17 protein-coding genes and 2 other annotated features are annotated in these 16481 nt (G+C 37.4%); of the genes, 13 read left to right on the top strand and 4 right to left on the bottom strand.

The window, feature by feature from the left end; translation table 11 throughout:
* Positions 1 to 92: 92 nt before the first annotated feature.
* The gene (locus IGJ34_RS01005; protein WP_430597913.1) at positions 93 to 542 is read right to left on the bottom strand and encodes a YueI family protein; all 450 of its coding nucleotides are present in this window, start codon (positions 540 to 542) and stop codon (positions 93 to 95) included.
* Between the two features lie 198 nt (positions 543 to 740).
* Between IGJ34_RS01005 and IGJ34_RS01010 the strand changes: the two genes are divergently transcribed.
* The 4 genes from IGJ34_RS01010 (at position 741) to IGJ34_RS01025 (ending at position 4615) form a co-directional block, all read left to right on the top strand.
* Positions 741 to 1688, top strand: coding sequence for an ABC transporter permease (locus tag IGJ34_RS01010; RefSeq protein WP_111247152.1), 948 nt, complete (start codon positions 741 to 743; stop codon positions 1686 to 1688).
* The gene (locus IGJ34_RS01015; protein WP_069654164.1) at positions 1685 to 2653 is read left to right on the top strand and encodes an iron chelate uptake ABC transporter family permease subunit; all 969 of its coding nucleotides are present in this window, start codon (positions 1685 to 1687) and stop codon (positions 2651 to 2653) included. Before IGJ34_RS01010 ends, IGJ34_RS01015 begins: the two co-directional genes overlap by 4 nt.
* Complete coding sequence (locus IGJ34_RS01020) at positions 2650 to 3408, top strand: ABC transporter ATP-binding protein (protein ID WP_069654163.1); 759 nt, start codon at positions 2650 to 2652, stop codon at positions 3406 to 3408. Before IGJ34_RS01015 ends, IGJ34_RS01020 begins: the two co-directional genes overlap by 4 nt.
* 244 nt (positions 3409 to 3652) lie before the next feature.
* Positions 3653 to 4615: a siderophore ABC transporter substrate-binding protein gene (locus tag IGJ34_RS01025; RefSeq protein WP_430597914.1), complete on the top strand. Its 963-nt coding sequence runs from the start codon at positions 3653 to 3655 to the stop codon at positions 4613 to 4615.
* A 266-nt stretch (positions 4616 to 4881) separates the two neighbouring features.
* Here IGJ34_RS01025 and IGJ34_RS01030 read toward each other — a convergent pair whose 3' ends face one another.
* The 3 genes from IGJ34_RS01030 to IGJ34_RS01040 are packed head-to-tail and all read right to left on the bottom strand — an operon-like array spanning position 4882 to position 5854.
* Positions 4882 to 5226 (bottom strand): DUF2085 domain-containing protein, encoded by a 345-nt coding sequence (locus tag IGJ34_RS01030; RefSeq protein WP_083241771.1) that lies wholly within the window; start codon positions 5224 to 5226, stop codon positions 4882 to 4884.
* The gene (locus IGJ34_RS01035) at positions 5216 to 5515 is read right to left on the bottom strand and encodes a zinc ribbon domain-containing protein (protein ID WP_069654161.1); all 300 of its coding nucleotides are present in this window, start codon (positions 5513 to 5515) and stop codon (positions 5216 to 5218) included. The genes IGJ34_RS01030 and IGJ34_RS01035 overlap by 11 nt, the downstream gene beginning before the upstream one ends.
* A 51-nt stretch (positions 5516 to 5566) precedes the next feature.
* A complete protein-coding gene (locus tag IGJ34_RS01040; protein ID WP_430597915.1) occupies positions 5567 to 5854 on the bottom strand; it encodes a zinc-ribbon domain-containing protein in 288 nt (95 codons plus the stop codon).
* A gap of 326 nt (positions 5855 to 6180) precedes the next feature.
* Positions 6181 to 6416, top strand: a binding site (T-box leader).
* 144 nt (positions 6417 to 6560) lie between these two features.
* Here IGJ34_RS01040 and IGJ34_RS01045 point away from each other — a divergent pair.
* From IGJ34_RS01045 to trpA, 9 genes are all read left to right on the top strand, one after another.
* Entirely contained in the window at positions 6561 to 8237 is a 1677-nt protein-coding gene (locus tag IGJ34_RS01045) for a peptide ABC transporter substrate-binding protein (RefSeq protein ID WP_430597916.1), read from the top strand.
* A gap of 38 nt (positions 8238 to 8275) precedes the next feature.
* Complete coding sequence (gene pepT, locus IGJ34_RS01050; protein ID WP_430597917.1) at positions 8276 to 9511, top strand: peptidase T; 1236 nt, start codon at positions 8276 to 8278, stop codon at positions 9509 to 9511.
* 69 nt (positions 9512 to 9580) lie between these two features.
* Positions 9581 to 9807 (top strand) — a binding site (T-box leader).
* Between the two features lie 326 nt (positions 9808 to 10133).
* Positions 10134 to 11498, top strand: a complete 1365-nt coding sequence (gene trpE / locus IGJ34_RS01055; protein WP_430597918.1) for an anthranilate synthase component I — start codon at positions 10134 to 10136, stop codon at positions 11496 to 11498.
* Positions 11495 to 12070, top strand: coding sequence for an anthranilate synthase component II (locus tag IGJ34_RS01060; RefSeq protein ID WP_111247160.1), 576 nt, complete (start codon positions 11495 to 11497; stop codon positions 12068 to 12070). The genes trpE and IGJ34_RS01060 overlap by 4 nt, the downstream gene beginning before the upstream one ends.
* A gap of 1 nt (position 12071) precedes the next feature.
* The gene (gene trpD, locus IGJ34_RS01065; RefSeq protein ID WP_069654154.1) at positions 12072 to 13085 is read left to right on the top strand and encodes an anthranilate phosphoribosyltransferase; all 1014 of its coding nucleotides are present in this window, start codon (positions 12072 to 12074) and stop codon (positions 13083 to 13085) included.
* Positions 13086 to 13844: an indole-3-glycerol phosphate synthase TrpC gene (trpC, locus tag IGJ34_RS01070; RefSeq protein ID WP_430597919.1), complete on the top strand. Its 759-nt coding sequence runs from the start codon at positions 13086 to 13088 to the stop codon at positions 13842 to 13844.
* Positions 13841 to 14431, top strand: coding sequence for a phosphoribosylanthranilate isomerase (locus IGJ34_RS01075; RefSeq protein WP_111247163.1), 591 nt, complete (start codon positions 13841 to 13843; stop codon positions 14429 to 14431). Before trpC ends, IGJ34_RS01075 begins: the two co-directional genes overlap by 4 nt.
* A gap of 37 nt (positions 14432 to 14468) precedes the next feature.
* Positions 14469 to 15662 (top strand): tryptophan synthase subunit beta, encoded by a 1194-nt coding sequence (gene trpB / locus IGJ34_RS01080; RefSeq protein WP_430597920.1) that lies wholly within the window; start codon positions 14469 to 14471, stop codon positions 15660 to 15662.
* Positions 15659 to 16426: a tryptophan synthase subunit alpha gene (gene trpA, locus IGJ34_RS01085; RefSeq protein ID WP_111247165.1), complete on the top strand. Its 768-nt coding sequence runs from the start codon at positions 15659 to 15661 to the stop codon at positions 16424 to 16426. Before trpB ends, trpA begins: the two co-directional genes overlap by 4 nt.
* The last annotated feature ends 55 nt before the right edge of the window (positions 16427 to 16481 follow it).

A 16481-nucleotide genomic window follows, 5' to 3' on the forward strand; every position in this document is an offset into this window, starting at 1 on the left:
TTTAGTTATCCAAACGAATGATCGAGAAATACGAATGAAGGGGATAACTCTATAACTTGACACTGCAAGGTACCTACTTGGTTCCCTTTCTCCTAATGAAAAAGTTTATGCCAGAATCCCTTTTTAGACTCTTCTGTTTTGATAGGTGTATCCGTTTGGTTCGGATATTTTTCCTCAATATCGATTGTTTCCTCATTTACCGCTTCTTTTGCAGTTAAAACTAATCCAAAAGATTCGGGAGTATTTTCAACAAAATCATTTACTACGGTAAATTTTATGTTTCGCTCATTGATCAATTTAATATAGCGAGATTGCAGATCACTTGCCATTGCCCCATTCAAAAGAACCTTAGCGTCAGGGTGTTGTGTCAGTTCTTTTAAGAAATTTGCTTTATCCGCTGTGTTTTTCATCTGTGCAATCGTCATTGTTAGGTAACATCTTTCGCGAAAGGTGCCCATATATTTTCGCTGTTCTTCTGGTTTTAGTAGCGGGGTGCCATACATTGCATTGTCTAAATGTTTCTGTAAGTCATCTTGTGCCATTAATTATCGTACCTACTTCCATATAGTCTTACTTCAAATTATAGCATAGAACAAGAGAGAAACACCTGAATAAAATTGATGTTTGGCTCTAATTGAGAAGGAATAAAAGCTAAAAAGGTATTGCTTTTCTTACTCATTTCGCATAGACTAATAAGTAAGAATGAAAATCATTCTCAATTAGAAAAATGGAGCAAGTATATGAAAAAAATAGGCCTATTTGTTCTCTTACTCCTTTTGATTGTATTATCAATTTTTGTCGGAGTGAAAGATATCTCTCTGACACAACTATTTCAATGGGATTCACAGCAACAATTAGTATTGTTAACAACGCGGCTGCCTCGAACGATCAGTTTGGTGATTGCTGGAAGTACGATCAGTATTTCAGGTTTGATCATGCAGCATTTAACACAGAATAAATTTGTTTCGCCAAGTACTGCAGGCACGATGGATAGTGCTCGTCTAGGGATTTTAGTCGTCATGATCCTTTTTCCGAGTGCACCGTTATTATTTCGATCGTTTATTGCCTTCTTGTTTGCTTTTGGCGGCACATTGATTTTTATTTTTTTAACACGCTTTTTACCTGCAAAAAATCAAGTGATGATTCCACTGATCGGCGTGATGTTTGGAAATATCATTGGTTCGGTGGCAACGTTTTTTGCATATCAATTTCAGCTCGTTCAAAATATGTCTTCTTGGTTACAGGGGAATTTTTCCACAGTGATGAAAGGCAATTACGAACTGCTTTATCTAACGATTCCGTTATTGATCATTACGTATCTTTTTGCGTATCGTTTTACGGTAGTCGGGATGGGTGAAGATATGGCGACGAATCTGGGATTGAATTATCAACGGATTCAGTTATTTGGGTTAGGTATCGTAGCTTTATCCAGTGCAGTGGTCTTGATCATGGTTGGAAATATTCCCTTTCTCGGTGTGATCGTACCTAATCTAGTGTCGATGCGGTATGGCGATCATATGAAAAATACACTGGCAATCACAGCGATTGGCGGAAGTATTTTTTTATTGGCGTGTGATATTTTAGCACGTGTCGTGATTGCACCGTATGAAATCCCAGTTAGTGTGGTTGTCGGTGTTTTAGGCAGCTTTATCTTTATCGCATTATTGATGAGGAGGAAAACAGCATGAAAAAAATCTTCCAGTCATCAGCGGTGAAAATCCTGTTATTGTTGTTTGCCGTTATTGCGGTTTGTGTATTGTATTTGTCTTATAAAACATATGGAAATTGGGCCTTTGCTTTAGAGTTGAGAGGGAAAAAATTACTGGCTTTTGTTTTTGTCGGGATCGCAGCCACATTTTCAACGATCAGTTTTCAGACGATGACACAGAATCACTTTCTAACACCAAATATTTTAGGGTTAGATTCATTATACGTTTTTATTCAGACCTTATTGTTTTTCTTTTTAGGTGGACAACAGCTTTTGGGCAATGAAACAATCGCTACGTTTCTTTTGAATGTTTTGTTGATGGTGAGTGCTAGTATCATGTTGTCTCGTTTTTTATTGAACAAAGGTGGGAATGATCTATTTTTATTATTGATGATTGGGATTATTTTAGGAACCTTTTTCAATAGCATTAGTACATTTTTGCAAGTGGTGATGGACCCAAATGAATATGATTTACTACAAGGTAAATTATTTGCCAGTTTTGGAAATGTGAATAGTCAGCATTTACTAATAGCGGGTATTTTGATCACGTTCTTGGTAGGTTTCTTATGGCTAAAAAGTCATGCGCTAGATGTCTTGCATTTGGGAAATGAGCAAGCAACTAGTTTAGGAATCAATGTTCCGAGGTTCCAGTTTATCTTGTTGACGGTCATTAGTGGGTTGATCGGGCTTTCGACAGCGTTGGTTGGACCTGTCACATTTCTTGGATTTATTGTAGCAAATATGAGTTATCAGCTCATGGGTACCTATCGACATCGTGAATTATTCTTAGGCGGTAGTTTATTGTCAATCTTATTATTGGTGTTCGGCCAATTTCTTGTAGAGCAAGTGTTTCAGTTGAATACGACGTTAAGCATTGTGATTGAATTTGGCGGCGGTGTCTATTTTGTCGGAAAAATTATTAGTGAAAGGAAGCAGCGCAGATGATCGAAATCAAAAATGTGTCAAAGAGATATGGTGAAAAGATTGTTGTGTCAGAAGTTCAATTGCCGATTACGGAGCAAAAATTAACAGCATTTATTGGTCCAAATGGGGCAGGGAAAAGTACGCTGCTTTCGATGATGAGTCGTTTAATTCCCAAAGATACCGGTGAGATTTATTTAGATCACAATGAAGTAAAAACGTGGAAACAAAGTGAATTATCTAAAAAGCTATCAATTTTAAAACAAACGAATGGCATCAATCTGAAAATTACCGTTCGAGAGCTAGTTAATTTCGGTCGTTTTCCTTATAGTAAAGGGCGTTTGAAAAAAGAAGACCATGAAAAAGTTGAAGAGGCAATGGCAAATCTTGGGTTGCTGGATTTGGCAGATGAATTGATCGATACATTGTCAGGTGGTCAATTACAGCGAGTCTATATTGCGATGGTTTTAGCACAAGATACAGATTATATTTTGCTGGATGAACCGTTGAATAATCTAGATATGAATTTTGCGGTCCAAATGATGCAGACCTTACGCCGTTTGGTAGATGAATTTGGGAAAACAGTCATTATTGTGCTTCACGACATTAATTTTGCAGCGAGCTATGCAGATGAGATCGTAGCAATGAAAGACGGTCGCCTATTTACTCATGGTAGTACAGATGACATTATCCAATCAGAAGTTTTGAACAAACTATACGATATGACTATCCGAATTTGTGAGATCGAAGGAAAAAGATTTTGTATGTACTTTAATTAGAACAGTGGAACGAACCCTTTAAATTTCGAACAACTAAGTCCTTCAATTCTTAGTGTCTTTGATACTTAGAAATTGATGAAATCGCAACGATGTGCAGTAGGTATTTTTCTAGATCAATTTATTTTTATTCGTTATTGCTGAGAAGGCTAACATGTGTGTGGCTAGATCATAAGAAAAACAGAACAAACACATTAATCTACGGTAGAAAAAATTTAAAAACAGTATTTAAACTGGGGGAAATAAAATGAAAAAGAAATTCTTAGCAATTGCAACTGTATCAATGATCGCACTTCTTACTTTAGGAGCATGTAACAACAATGATAAAAAAACAACAGACGGTTCAGCTTCGAAAGAATCAAGTTCAGAAGCAACAACAATCACAGTAAACGATTCAAATGGTTCAGTAGAAGTACCCAAAAATCCTAAAAAAGTGGTTGTTTTCGACAATGGATCACTAGATACGATCGACGCACTAGGGGCGGGGGACGCAGTTGTTGGTGCGCCAACCAAAAACTTACCTAAATATTTAGACAGCTACAACAAAGTAGAATCTGCAGGTGGAATCAAAGAACCGGATTTAGAAAAAATCAATCAACTAAAACCAGACATGATCATTATCTCTGGTCGTCAAAAAGATTTCCAAGATAAGTTGAGCAAAATTGCGCCAACCATTTATCTTGCAGTTGATGCCAAAGATACGTGGAACTCTACGAAGAATAATATCGAAACATTAGCTGAAATTTTCGACAAGCAAGACGAAGCAAAAACAAAGATTGCTGATTTAGAAAAAGAAATTGCAGATGTTAAAGAAAAAGCACAAGCAAGTGATGAAAAAGCGCTCGTTGTTTTAGTAAATGAAGGACAACTTTCTGCTTATGGTAAAGGTTCTCGTTTCGGTATCGTCCATGATACTTTTGGCTTTAAACAAGCAGACGACAATATCGAAGCTTCAACACATGGTCAAAGTGTTTCATATGAATATGTATTAGAAAAAAATCCGGATATCTTGTTTGTAGTTGACCGCACGAAAGCAATTGGTGGCGACGATACAAACGATAACGTAGAAAACAATGAACTAGTTAAACAAACAAATGCTGGTAAAAATGGCAAAGTAATTTCTTTACAACCTGACGTTTGGTACCTAAGTGGTGGAGGATTAGAGTCTACACACCTAATGATTGAAGATGTACAAAAAGCGTTGAAATAAATCAAGGAAAATAAAAAAAGCATCTACATGATACTCGATTTTCTAGTACCCTAAGGAAGATAAAATTGAGTATGGGAGATGCTTTTTTTTGGTTCAAGTCAGTTTAAACAAGTAAGGGACTCGTTAGATTGATAGGAATATGCTCTATCAACCTTCTACACAATCATTACAGTTGAGGACATGAAAAAGAGGCTGAGACAAACACTCATGAGGGCGGTAGCCCTCATGAGTGTTTGTCCCACGCCCTTAGGACAAGATTGTTTCATTTAACGTGCATGATTGTAGCCCAATAAATAGACATAAACCATCGACATTATGATTAATTGTGAAAAGGCATAACCAAACAATATACCTGTAATGCAACGCCGTACATTTTTGCTTTCATAGGTAGTTAGTAATTGCAAAAAACCATCAAAAATTAATGGTAATAGCAAAAGAATTAAAAATAAAATAGAAAAATGTACAAATGGAAAACTGATAATACCAACTAAAATACCAATTAATTCTCCAGTACATCTAGCGCATATTGGAAACTGTTTTTGCCGAAAATAAAATGATCTATTTGGAAGACAATGACAACCAAAGATCCTAGCTAACCAATTAGTATCCAGAACTTAACGACGCTCCATACATACCTATGATGAAAAGTAAAACATAAAAAAATACAACACATCCAACACTTACTAAAGCACCAATTCCTGCAGCTTTCGCTGTTTTTGGCTTGTCATCTTTCCAAACTAAAAATAAAATTAAACCTACTATCGGAATACAACAACCTAGTAGTCCCCACAAAAAACCACCGTTATCGACATCTTTATTCGCATTTTCCGTTGGCACACCACAGTGTGGGCATACTACAGCTGCTTTGTCGATTTCTTTACCACAATTTGAACAGTACATAGTTAAAAGCTCCTTTTTTATTTTTACCATTAATTCATGTAGTTTATGATTTTATATCACAAGAAGTAGAAGAACAAAAAATAAGAAATACAAGATCCAAAATAGAATGATCGTAGACACACCGCAAAGCGCACCCAACCCAACTGTTTTAGCAATTTTAGGTTTAGTTTCTAGCCAAATTAAATAAAGAATTAGTCCAACAACAGGAACAAAAAAACCTAGAATCCCCCATCCAATTTCAGTATTCCTACTAAAAAACTCTTTTTTTAAAATTGTTCCACAATGTGGACAAAGTACTGATTTTTCATTAATTTTACTGCCACAATTGGAACAATACATTCAAAATTCCACCTTTTAAAATATTAGTCATAAATGAATCAAATAACATGGTCTACTCATTATATCAATAATCAAAGTTAATGTGAACTTTATTTTATAACACGTAAAAATAAAAATCCTAATAATGTTTCCCTATACTCTTCATGGTTGAAATGACAACGATATAGTGCAAGAGATGATATCCTAAGTAGTGAGACAACTTTAAAAAGCCAGCTCTCTTATAATTTTCAAAAGATGTAATCAAATGGCTTGGAAATTATATAACCAATTATTGACGTTTATTCTCCTTATATGCTACAATCCATATAATACATTATCTATTAAAATTAAATGTGAAGATAAGGAAAGTATTTTTCAGATAACTCAAAGAGAGTCTCGTTTGGTGGGAAGAGACAGTGAATATGGAAGAGAAAATGGCCTTTGAACAAATTGATCGAACAAGTTAAGATCAATTCAGGTGCGCCTGTTATAGCGCCTCAGTATGGTTGTACTGAAAGAGTGGGCTTACTATGTAAGTCAATTGAAGGTGGTACCGCGAAAGTTTAAAACTCTCGTCCTTTTTATAGGATGGGAGTTTTTTTGCTATGAATCACTGCGCCTGGTTACGCCAGAGTAGATGATGAACAGTACTTGGCGACCAAAGGGAGAAACGGTACATTATACTCAACTTTTCCAACATCTACACAGACAAGGTAGGAGTAGCTTAATGTATATAGATACTGAAGGGGGAAACAAAGTGAAGAAAAAATTATTAGTCGTAAGTGCAGTATTAACGGGATTATTACTAACAGCATGCGGGGGCAACGACAAAAAAGAGACGACCAAAAGCGAAGCTGGTACAATCGCAGCAAGTCAAAAAATCGAAATCAGTTCACCAGCACCACTTTCAACTTTAGATACAACCCAAACAATGGATAAAAATACCTTTACGATCGTTCAACATCTTTTTGAAGGCTTATATCGTTTTGACGATGATAGCACGCCAATTCCTGGTTTAGCAGAGAAAGTTGATATCAGCGAAGATGGTTTAACGTATAAATTTACACTTAAAGAAGGAATCAATTGGAGCAATGGAGAACCAATCACAGCACAAGATTTCTTATATTCATGGAAAAAACTAGTAACGCCAGCAACAGTAGGTCCAAATGCGTATTTATTAGATAACGTAAAAAACAGCAAAGCCATTCGTAATGGCGAAAAATCAGTTGATGAAATTGGTCTTTCTGCCCCAAGTGACAAAGAGTTTGAAGTGACATTAGAACAAGCACAGCCATCGTTTCTGACAGTTGCATCCATTGGCTGGTTAGCCCCACAAAACCAAGCGTATGTAGAAAAACAAGGAAAAGAGTATGCAACAGACAGCGAGCATTTGATTTACAGCGGCCCATTTATCTTAACGGATTGGGATGCTTCATCAGACACCTGGACATTAAAGAAAAATCCTGAATATTACGATGCGGATAAAGTGAAATTAGAAGAAGTAAAAGTCAACACAATCAAAGAAGAGAATACTGGGATCAATTTATACCAATCAAACGAATTAGATTTAGTCCGAATCAGTGGCCAATACGTTCAACAATATAGTGATGATGCCGGTTATGTAACTCATTCGGATGTCGCTAATTATTATTTGGATTTCAATAAAAAAGATGGAACAGCGCCTGACAACCTTCATTTACGAAAAGCGATCGCGCAAGCAATCGACAAAGATGCTCTAACAAAAAGCGTGCTAAATGATGGCTCAAAACCATTGAACGGTCTGATTCCAAGTGGATTATATAAAAATCCAGAAACCTCTGAAGACTTCAGAAAATTCAGTGGTGACCATTCAGTTTATGACGTGAAAAAAGCACAAGTCGAATGGGAAAAAGCCAAAGCTGATTTAGGCGATAAAATCAAACTATCTCTTTTAGTTTCTGATGATGATAATGGGAAAAAAATATCTGAATATGTTCAAAGTCAATTACAAGAAAACTTAAAAGGTATCGAAATCACAATCAATGCTCAACCAAAAAACAATGTCTTACAAACACGCAAAGATAAAAACTATGAACTGTCATTATCTGGTTGGATTGCTGGTAGCAGTGATTTAGATTCTTATTTCAACTTGTATGCGGGAGAGTCTGCTTACAATTATGGTTCATATCAAAACACTGACTATGACAAACTGATTACAGATGCACGGACAACCAACGCCAATGTACCAGACAAACAGTTTGATGATTACAAAGAAGCCGAAGAAATTTTATTAGATCAAGATGCAGCTCAAGTTCCACTGTATCAAAGTGCATCTAATTATCTAATCAATCCCAAAATCAAAGGCATCAGCTATCACTTATATGGTGATTACTTCAATCTTAGAACAGCTTATGTCGAAGACTAAATAACGTTATGAACTTGTGTGAAAGAAGGAATAAAAAAATGAGTCAATTATTAGAACGATTTATCCGTTATGTAAAAGTCAACACACGCTCTGATGCAGCCAGTCAATTCGTTCCGACAACACAAGGACAAATTGATTTTGCGCATATCATTGAAAAAGATTTAGTAGAAATAGGCCTTTCTGATATTCAGTACAATGAAGAAAATGGATTTTTGACGGCAGTTTTACCCGCTACAACGAATGAAAATGTGCCAACAATTGGGTTCATTGCGCATTTAGATACAGCAGATTATCATGCTGAAAACATCCAACCTAAGATTTTTCCGAATTATAACGGTCAAAATGTTGTGTTGAATGAAAAACGTGGCATTATTATGGAAACAGAAGAATTCCCCAATTTAAAAGAATATGTAGGTCAAACGTTGATCACAACGGATGGAACAACATTATTAGGAGCGGATGATAAGGCTGGGATTGTTGAGATAGTAGATGCTGTTGAGTATCTACTTGCACATCCTGAAATTGCACATGGCGAAGTTCGCCTTGCATTTGGGCCTGATGAAGAAATCGGACGCGGAGCAGACCGTTTTGATGCTGAACATTTTCCCGCTCAATTCGCGTATACCATAGATAGTGGCAGAGTGGGCTGTTTTGAGTATGAAACATTTAATGCAGCACAAGCAGTGATTACGATTGAAGGAACGAGCGTTCATCCAGGTACAGCCTATGGTGTAATGGTCAACGCCATCAAACTTGGTGAGTACATTGACGCACAATTGCCTAAAGAGGAAGTACCAGAAAAAACACGTGGACATGAAGGATTCTATCTATTGTCAAAATTTAATGGAACATTGGATCATGCCGAACTGACCTACATTATTCGCGATCATGACAAAGAACTGTTTCAAAAAAGAAAGCAAACCCTCTCAAAAATCGTGAAAGAATTAAACGAGACATTAGATAAAAACAGAATAACAATTGATTTCTTAGATCAGTATTACAATATGGGCGAAATTATCGAAAAAGACATGACCCCTGTAAATCTTGCTGTCAAAGCAATGGAAAATCTAAATATCGAGCCGAATATTCAGCCATTTCGTGGTGGAACAGATGGATCAAAGATTTCATTTATGGGCATTCCAACGCCTAATTTATTTACAGGTGGCGAAAACTTCCATGGTCAATATGAGTTTATCACATTAGAATCGATGGAATTGGCTGCAAAAACAATTGTAGAAATCATTAAAGAAAATGCTACTCAGTCAAAAAATTAAGAAAAAAATCAATTTTTATATAAAAAATAGTTGACAAGATTAGAAATTTCTAATATGATTGTCCTCAATAGTAAAGCTTTGAGAAAGAGGAGTAACAACACTGGAACTTTTCAGAGAGCTGATGGTACTGCGAATCAGTAAGGGATGGGTTGTGAATGGACTTTCGAGCGAAATGTTGAATGTTAGTAGGCATTTTCGGGAACTCCCGTTATAGAGTAAGGTCGTTGTTAGACGACTGATAAGAGGAAAGAATTTCTTTCAACATTGAGGTGGCACCGTGAATTTTCGCCCTCAAACCACAGATTTTTTGTGGTTTGGGGGCTTTTGTGATTCATCACCACAATTGGTCTTGCCGGAGGTAGCTGATGAACAGCACTTGACGACCAAAGGCTACTTAAAAAGAAAGATACTTTTCAATGAGGTGGTACCGTGGATACTATTATTCGCCCTCACAAAACAGATCGATATCTGTTTTGTGAGGGCTTTTTGCTATTCATCGCTGTGATTGGTTTTGACAGAGTAGAGAATAGATAGTAATTGGCGAGCGAAGTTCCCATACTCGTGAATCACCAAAACGATTGTATCCCATCAAATACTAAAAAAATAGAAAAGAGGAAATCAAATGCATTTGATCAAAGAAATCCAAGCAGATTATCTAACCGCAATATCCGCCTTTTTAAGAATCAAAGGAACAAACAAATGCCTTTTAGAAAGCATTCCTAGAGACAAAAGCAAAGGTCGTTATTCGATCATTGCGTGGGATGCGGTTTCTGAAATCACTTGTTTTGGTGGTCAGTTAACGATTGACGGACAAACGAATACGGTAGAAGATCCATTAAAAGAAATGGAAAAACATGTATTGAAAAACGAAGAAGTCGTAAAAGAACTGCCTTTCCAAGGTGGGGCGATCGGTTATGTCGGCTATGACATGATTGCCTGCTACGAAGACTTAGGGAAGCTGCCGTTTGATGAATTAACTATTCCTGATAGTCACTTTTATCTATTCGATTCGTATTTGATTTTCGATCACGTAGGCGAAAAAATAGTGTTAGTAGAAGCTGATACATACTCAAAACGAGGGGAAGAAACATTAAACGAAGCTATCAATCAAAAAATAAAAGAATTGCAAACGCCGAGTGAAGAAGAACAAAAAGAGATTCAGTTAAAAAAATTACACTACCAAAGCAACTTTACCCAAGCAAGTTTTGAACAAGTCGTCGCCAAAGTAAAAAACTATATCAAGCAAGGTGACATGTTTCAAATGGTTCCCTCGCAACGTTTAACGGCTGATTTTGAAGAAGAACCTTTCGATTATTACCGCAGATTACGCGTCACGAATCCATCAACGTATCTGTATTTCCTAGATTTTGGCGAAACATATGTAATCGGATCATCTCCAGAAAGTTTAGTCAGTATTAAAAATGAAATCGTAACAACAAATCCAATTGCTGGTACACGGAAACGAGGGCAGACAGTAGAACAGGATTCGATACTAGAACAAGAACTACTCACTGATGAAAAAGAACGTGCGGAGCATCAAATGTTGATCGATTTAGGTCGCAACGATATCGGAAAAATTAGTGAAATAGGTTCTGTTGAAGTCCCAGTCTATATGACAGTTGAAAAGTATCGCTTTGTCATGCATTTAGTTTCAGTCGTGACCGGAAAACTAAAAAAAGAATTGACTGCGATGGATGCACTAAAGGCAACGTTACCTGCTGGTACGGTAAGCGGTGCACCCAAAATTCGGGCGATGCAACGTATTTATGAACTCGAACCAGTCAAACGAAACATCTATGCAGGCGCAGTCGGCTACTTGTCTAAAAATGATCAAGCTGATTTTGCTATTGCGATAAGAACGATGGTCATTCACCAAAATAAAGCATATGTACAAGCAGGTGCAGGAATTGTATATGATTCTGAGCCTACAAAAGAATATGAAGAAACGTTGCAAAAAGCCAAAGCTCTTTTGGAGGTAGAAAAATGATTTTACTGATTGATAATTATGATTCATTTACACATAATCTTGCTCAATTGATTGGAACAGATCAAGATGTAGTGATTATTCGAAACGATTCAGGCGATATTTTTTCCTTAGCAGAACAAGCAGATGCAATCGTGATTTCACCTGGACCAGGAACGCCAGCAGAAACAGGCTATGTAAAAGAAGTGATTCTACAATATTACCAACAAAAGCCATTACTAGGTATTTGTTTAGGCCATCAAACGATTGGTGAAGTCTTTGGCGCTAAGGTGGTAATTGGCAAAGAAATTCGTCACGGGAAACAATCGCTTATTAAAGCAGATCAAGGCAGCTGCTTGTTTGCGGGAATCTCGAATGAAAGCTTAGTGATGCGGTATCACTCACTCGTAATTGATCGGAAAACTTTACCAGAAGAATTCATCGTGACAGCAATAGCGACAGATGATCAAGAAATCATGGCGATTGAACATCAAATATATCCCATTTTTGGGCTTCAATTTCATCCAGAATCGATTGGGACAACGATTGGTGCAGCCATTATTCATAATTTTATCCAACGAATGGAGGAACAATGAGATGAACGACATATTTGAGAAGCTTTTTAGGCAGGAACATTTATCACGTCTAGAAGCACAGCAAGTAGCAGAACAAATGTTTGAAGGTCAGCTTAGGGATAGTCAAATCGCCGCTTTTTTAACTGGGTTGAAATGCAAAGGAGAAACAGCGGAAGAAATGGCAGGAATAGCTGAAACGATTCAGAGAAAAGCCATCATGATCGACTGCCAAAAAGAGAATGTTATGGATAATTGCGGAACTGGTGGGGATCAGTCAGGTAGTTTCAATATTAGTACAACAGCTGCATTTGTTTTAGCAGCAGGCGGTGTAACTGTCGCTAAACATGGTAATCGCAGTATTTCCAGTAAATCAGGCAGCGCAGACATTTTTGAATGTTTGGGTGTAACGATTTCACTTCCACCAGATAAATTAAGTACCGTACTAAATGAAGTTGGATTGGTCTTTCTTTTTGCGCCTCATATGCATCCAAAGATGAAATATGCCATGAAAGTTCGCAGAGAATTAAGGACACCAACTATCCTAAATTTGATTGGTCCGTTGACGAATCCGGTTCATTTAAATTCACAATTAATGGGAACCTATCGTCGAGACTTGCTGGAAGAAACAGCGAAAACATTAGGTGAATTGGGACGTGAGCGAGCAATTGTGGTCAATGGTTCGGGTGGATTAGATGAGGCCTCACTTGCTGGAACCACACATTTTGCTTTATTGGAAGACGAGCGTATCACGATGCATACGATTGAACCAGAGATGTTTGGTTTTGCTCGTCTTCCTATAGACGCGATTCGTGGAGGAAATGCTGAGCAAAATACGGAGACGCTATTATCTATTTTGCACAATCAGGCGAGTCCTTATTTAGACACTGTTTTATTAAATGCTGGGTTGGGATTTTACAGCAATGGGAAAGTTTCGTCAGTTCAAGAGGGCATTTCATTAGCGAAAGATTGTGTGGCGAGCGGAGCGGCTTTTGATAAACTACAACAGCTGATCCGAGTACAAAAGGAGGTTGCTTAAATGGATTTTTTAGCAAAAATTATCAATGAAAAAAAACAAGAAGTGAACGACATGCCTTTCGAAACCATTCAACCATTACGGAAAACCTACTCATTTTACCAACACGTCAAAGATCATCCTGAAAAGATGCATATTATTGGAGAAGTCAAACGAGCTTCCCCATCTAAAGGTGCAATCAATTTGGCGGTTAATGTGATCCAACAGGCAAAAGCCTATGAAGAAGCAGGGGTTACAGCGATTTCTGTTTTAACGGATGAAGGTTTTTTCAAAGGATCAATCGAGGATTTACGCAAAGTTGCGGCAGAAGTAGCTATTCCAGTGTTGTGTAAAGATTTTATCCTAGATGAAAAACAATTGATTCGAGCGAGAAATGCAGGGGCTACAATTATTTTATTGATTGTTTCGGTTCTAACCAAACCAAAATTAGAAGAATTATACAATAAAGCGATCGCATTAGGTTTGGAAGTTTTAATCGAAGTTCATGATGCACAAGAACTCGCAATAGCGGAAAGTTTGTCAGCGCCATTAATTGGTGTGAATAATCGAAATTTAAAATCATTTGATGTTTCAATAGAGGTCAGCCAGAAATTAGGACAGCAACAAACAACAAATGCAGTTTATATCAGCGAATCTGGGTTTTCAACGAGTGAACAAGTGGCTCTAGTGAAAGAAAACTATCAAGCTGTTTTAGTTGGAGAAGGACTGATGCGGCAAAATAATCCTCAAGAAAAAGTCAAAGAATTGCAGGTTTTGCGATGAAAGTAAAAATTTGTGGGTTAAAAACACAAGAACAAGTAGATACTGCAGTAGCATATGGTGCAAGTTATCTTGGTTTTGTTTTTGCAGAAAGTAAACGCCAAATAACTGCTAAAAAAACAAAAGAAATCACAAAAAATGTACCAGAAGAAGTAAAAAAAGTGGGTGTCTTTGTTTCGCCAAGTCTGTCAGAAGTTGAAAGAATAATTCAGGAAGCAAACCTAGATATAGTACAGATTCATGGGACAGTACCTTCGGAGCGTTTTTCAGTTCCACTCATTCGAGCAATACCTGTCGACGGGGCAACACAAGAAAACATGATTCAGGAAACATCGGCGGAATTTCTACTATTTGATGCCCCACCGAAGCAATTTGTGGGGGGAAACGGGGAAGTGTTCGATTGGCAACAACTTGATACAAGTTCCATAAAAAACAAAAAAATAATCATCGCGGGAGGCCTAACGCCAGAGAATGTCCAAAAAGCCAAACGAACATTTAATCCATATGCCGTCGATGTATCCAGTGGTGTTGAAACAAATGGAGAAAAAGATCTAAAAAAAATCATTGCATTTTTAAGGGAATCTATCTAGCTCGTTTGCTAGGTTTTAAATTATAAGGAGGAAAATTATGTATAGTCAACCAAAAGAAGGGTTTTATGGCGAGTTCGGTGGTCAATTTGTTCCAGAAACATTGATGTATGCCGTCAAAGAATTAGAAGACGTTTATGAAGCTTCGAAGGACGATGTGGGATTTCAAGCAGAACTGAATTACTACTTGAAACAATATGTAGGACGGGAAAATCCTTTATACTTTGCAGAACGGTTAACAAAGTATGCGGGTGGAGCTAAGATTTATTTGAAAAGAGAAGATTTAAACCACACTGGTGCTCATAAAATCAATAACACGATTGGCCAAATTTTGTTAGCGAAAAAAATGGGCAAGAAAAAAGTAGTTGCCGAAACAGGAGCAGGGCAACATGGCGTAGCAACTGCTACAGTCGCAGCGTTGTTTGGAATGGACTGTACGATTTTTATGGGAGCGGTCGATGTAGCTCGTCAATCACTGAATGTTTTTCGCATGGAATTATTAGGTGCGAAAGTTGAAAGTGTGACATCGGGTAGTAAGACACTAAAAGACGCAGTGAATGAAGCGTTACGCTTTTGGGTTGCGAATGTGGAAGATACACATTATGTGATGGGGTCTGTTTTAGGTCCGCATCCATTTCCAGAAATCGTTCGGGACTATCAAAGCATTATTGGGATAGAAGCTAGGCGTCAATTTTTAGAAGTAGAAACTAAACTGCCAGATGCAGTGATAGCTTGTGTGGGCGGTGGTAGTAATGCAATGGGGATTTTCTATCCGTTTATAAATGATGCTGTTTCTCTAATTGGTGTTGAGGCCGCTGGATTAGGCTTGAATACTGAATCACATGCAGCATCGATCAATAAAGGAAAAATAGGCGTCCTGCATGGTGCGATGATGAAGTTGCTACAAGATGATGATGGGCAAATTTTAGAAGCCTTCTCAATTTCAGCTGGGTTAGATTATCCTGGGCTTGGACCAGAACATTGTCATTTAAACGAAACACAAAGAGCAAGTTATGAATCTGTTACGGATCAAGAAGCGCTAGAGGCTTTTAAAATTTTATGTCAAACAGAAGGAATCATTCCTGCTTTAGAGAGTGCTCATGCAATTAGTCACGCTCTTAAAGTCGCAAAAGAACTTGGACCAGACAAACAAATCATTGTTTGCCTTTCAGGTCGAGGGGATAAAGATGTACAGCAAATCAAAGAATTGTTGGAAGGGAAGGCTAGCCGATGAAATCATTAACCAAACAATTAAAAGAGAAGCAGCAAGCGAATGAAACCATTTTTGTACCATACATTATGGCAGGTGCTCAAGGTCTGGATCAATTAGCCTCTGAAATTCAATTACTGACAGATGCAGGAGCGAGTGCGATCGAAGTAGGCATTCCCTTTTCGGATCCTGTTGCAGATGGTCCTGTCATTCAAGTTGCTGGACTAAAATCCTTAACAAATAACGTGACACTTCGAAAAATAATCCAACAATTAAAACAAATAAAAACGAAAACACCATTAGTGATCATGACCTATTTTAATCCAATTTTGAGCTACGGATTGGAAATGTTTGTTCAAGATTTGGCGGAAACAAATGTTTTAGGATTGATCATTCCAGATTTACCATATGAACATCAGGAATTAGTGAAGCCGCTGTTAAAAGACAGTGATGTGGCGTTGATTCCTTTAGTAGCGTTGACTACGCCAAAAGAACGCATTCCGGAATTAGTGTCCACTGGAGAAGGATTTATTTATGCTGTGGCAGTCAATGGAGTGACAGGGACTGGTCGACAGTATCAGGAAACCTTAGATGAGCATTTAGCGTACATTCAAAGTGTAAGTGACAAACCAGTTTTAGCAGGCTTTGGTGTTTCTTCAAAAGAACATGTGGATCGTTTTAGAAAAAGTTGTGCAGGCGTGATTGTAGGAAGTAAAATTGTTCAACTTCTTAGTGAAGGAAAACAAGAAGAAGTCAAATCATTCATTAAAGAAGTGGTAAGCAATTAGTTCTGGATTTTTTATTTTTTACTTGCCTCTGAGAGTTTCTTTCTGTAAAGTAGTA

Origin of the sequence: Enterococcus sp. AZ177 (genome assembly GCF_050544585.1) — a bacterium.
Lineage (GTDB): Bacteria > Bacillota > Bacilli > Lactobacillales > Enterococcaceae > Enterococcus_L > Enterococcus_L plantarum.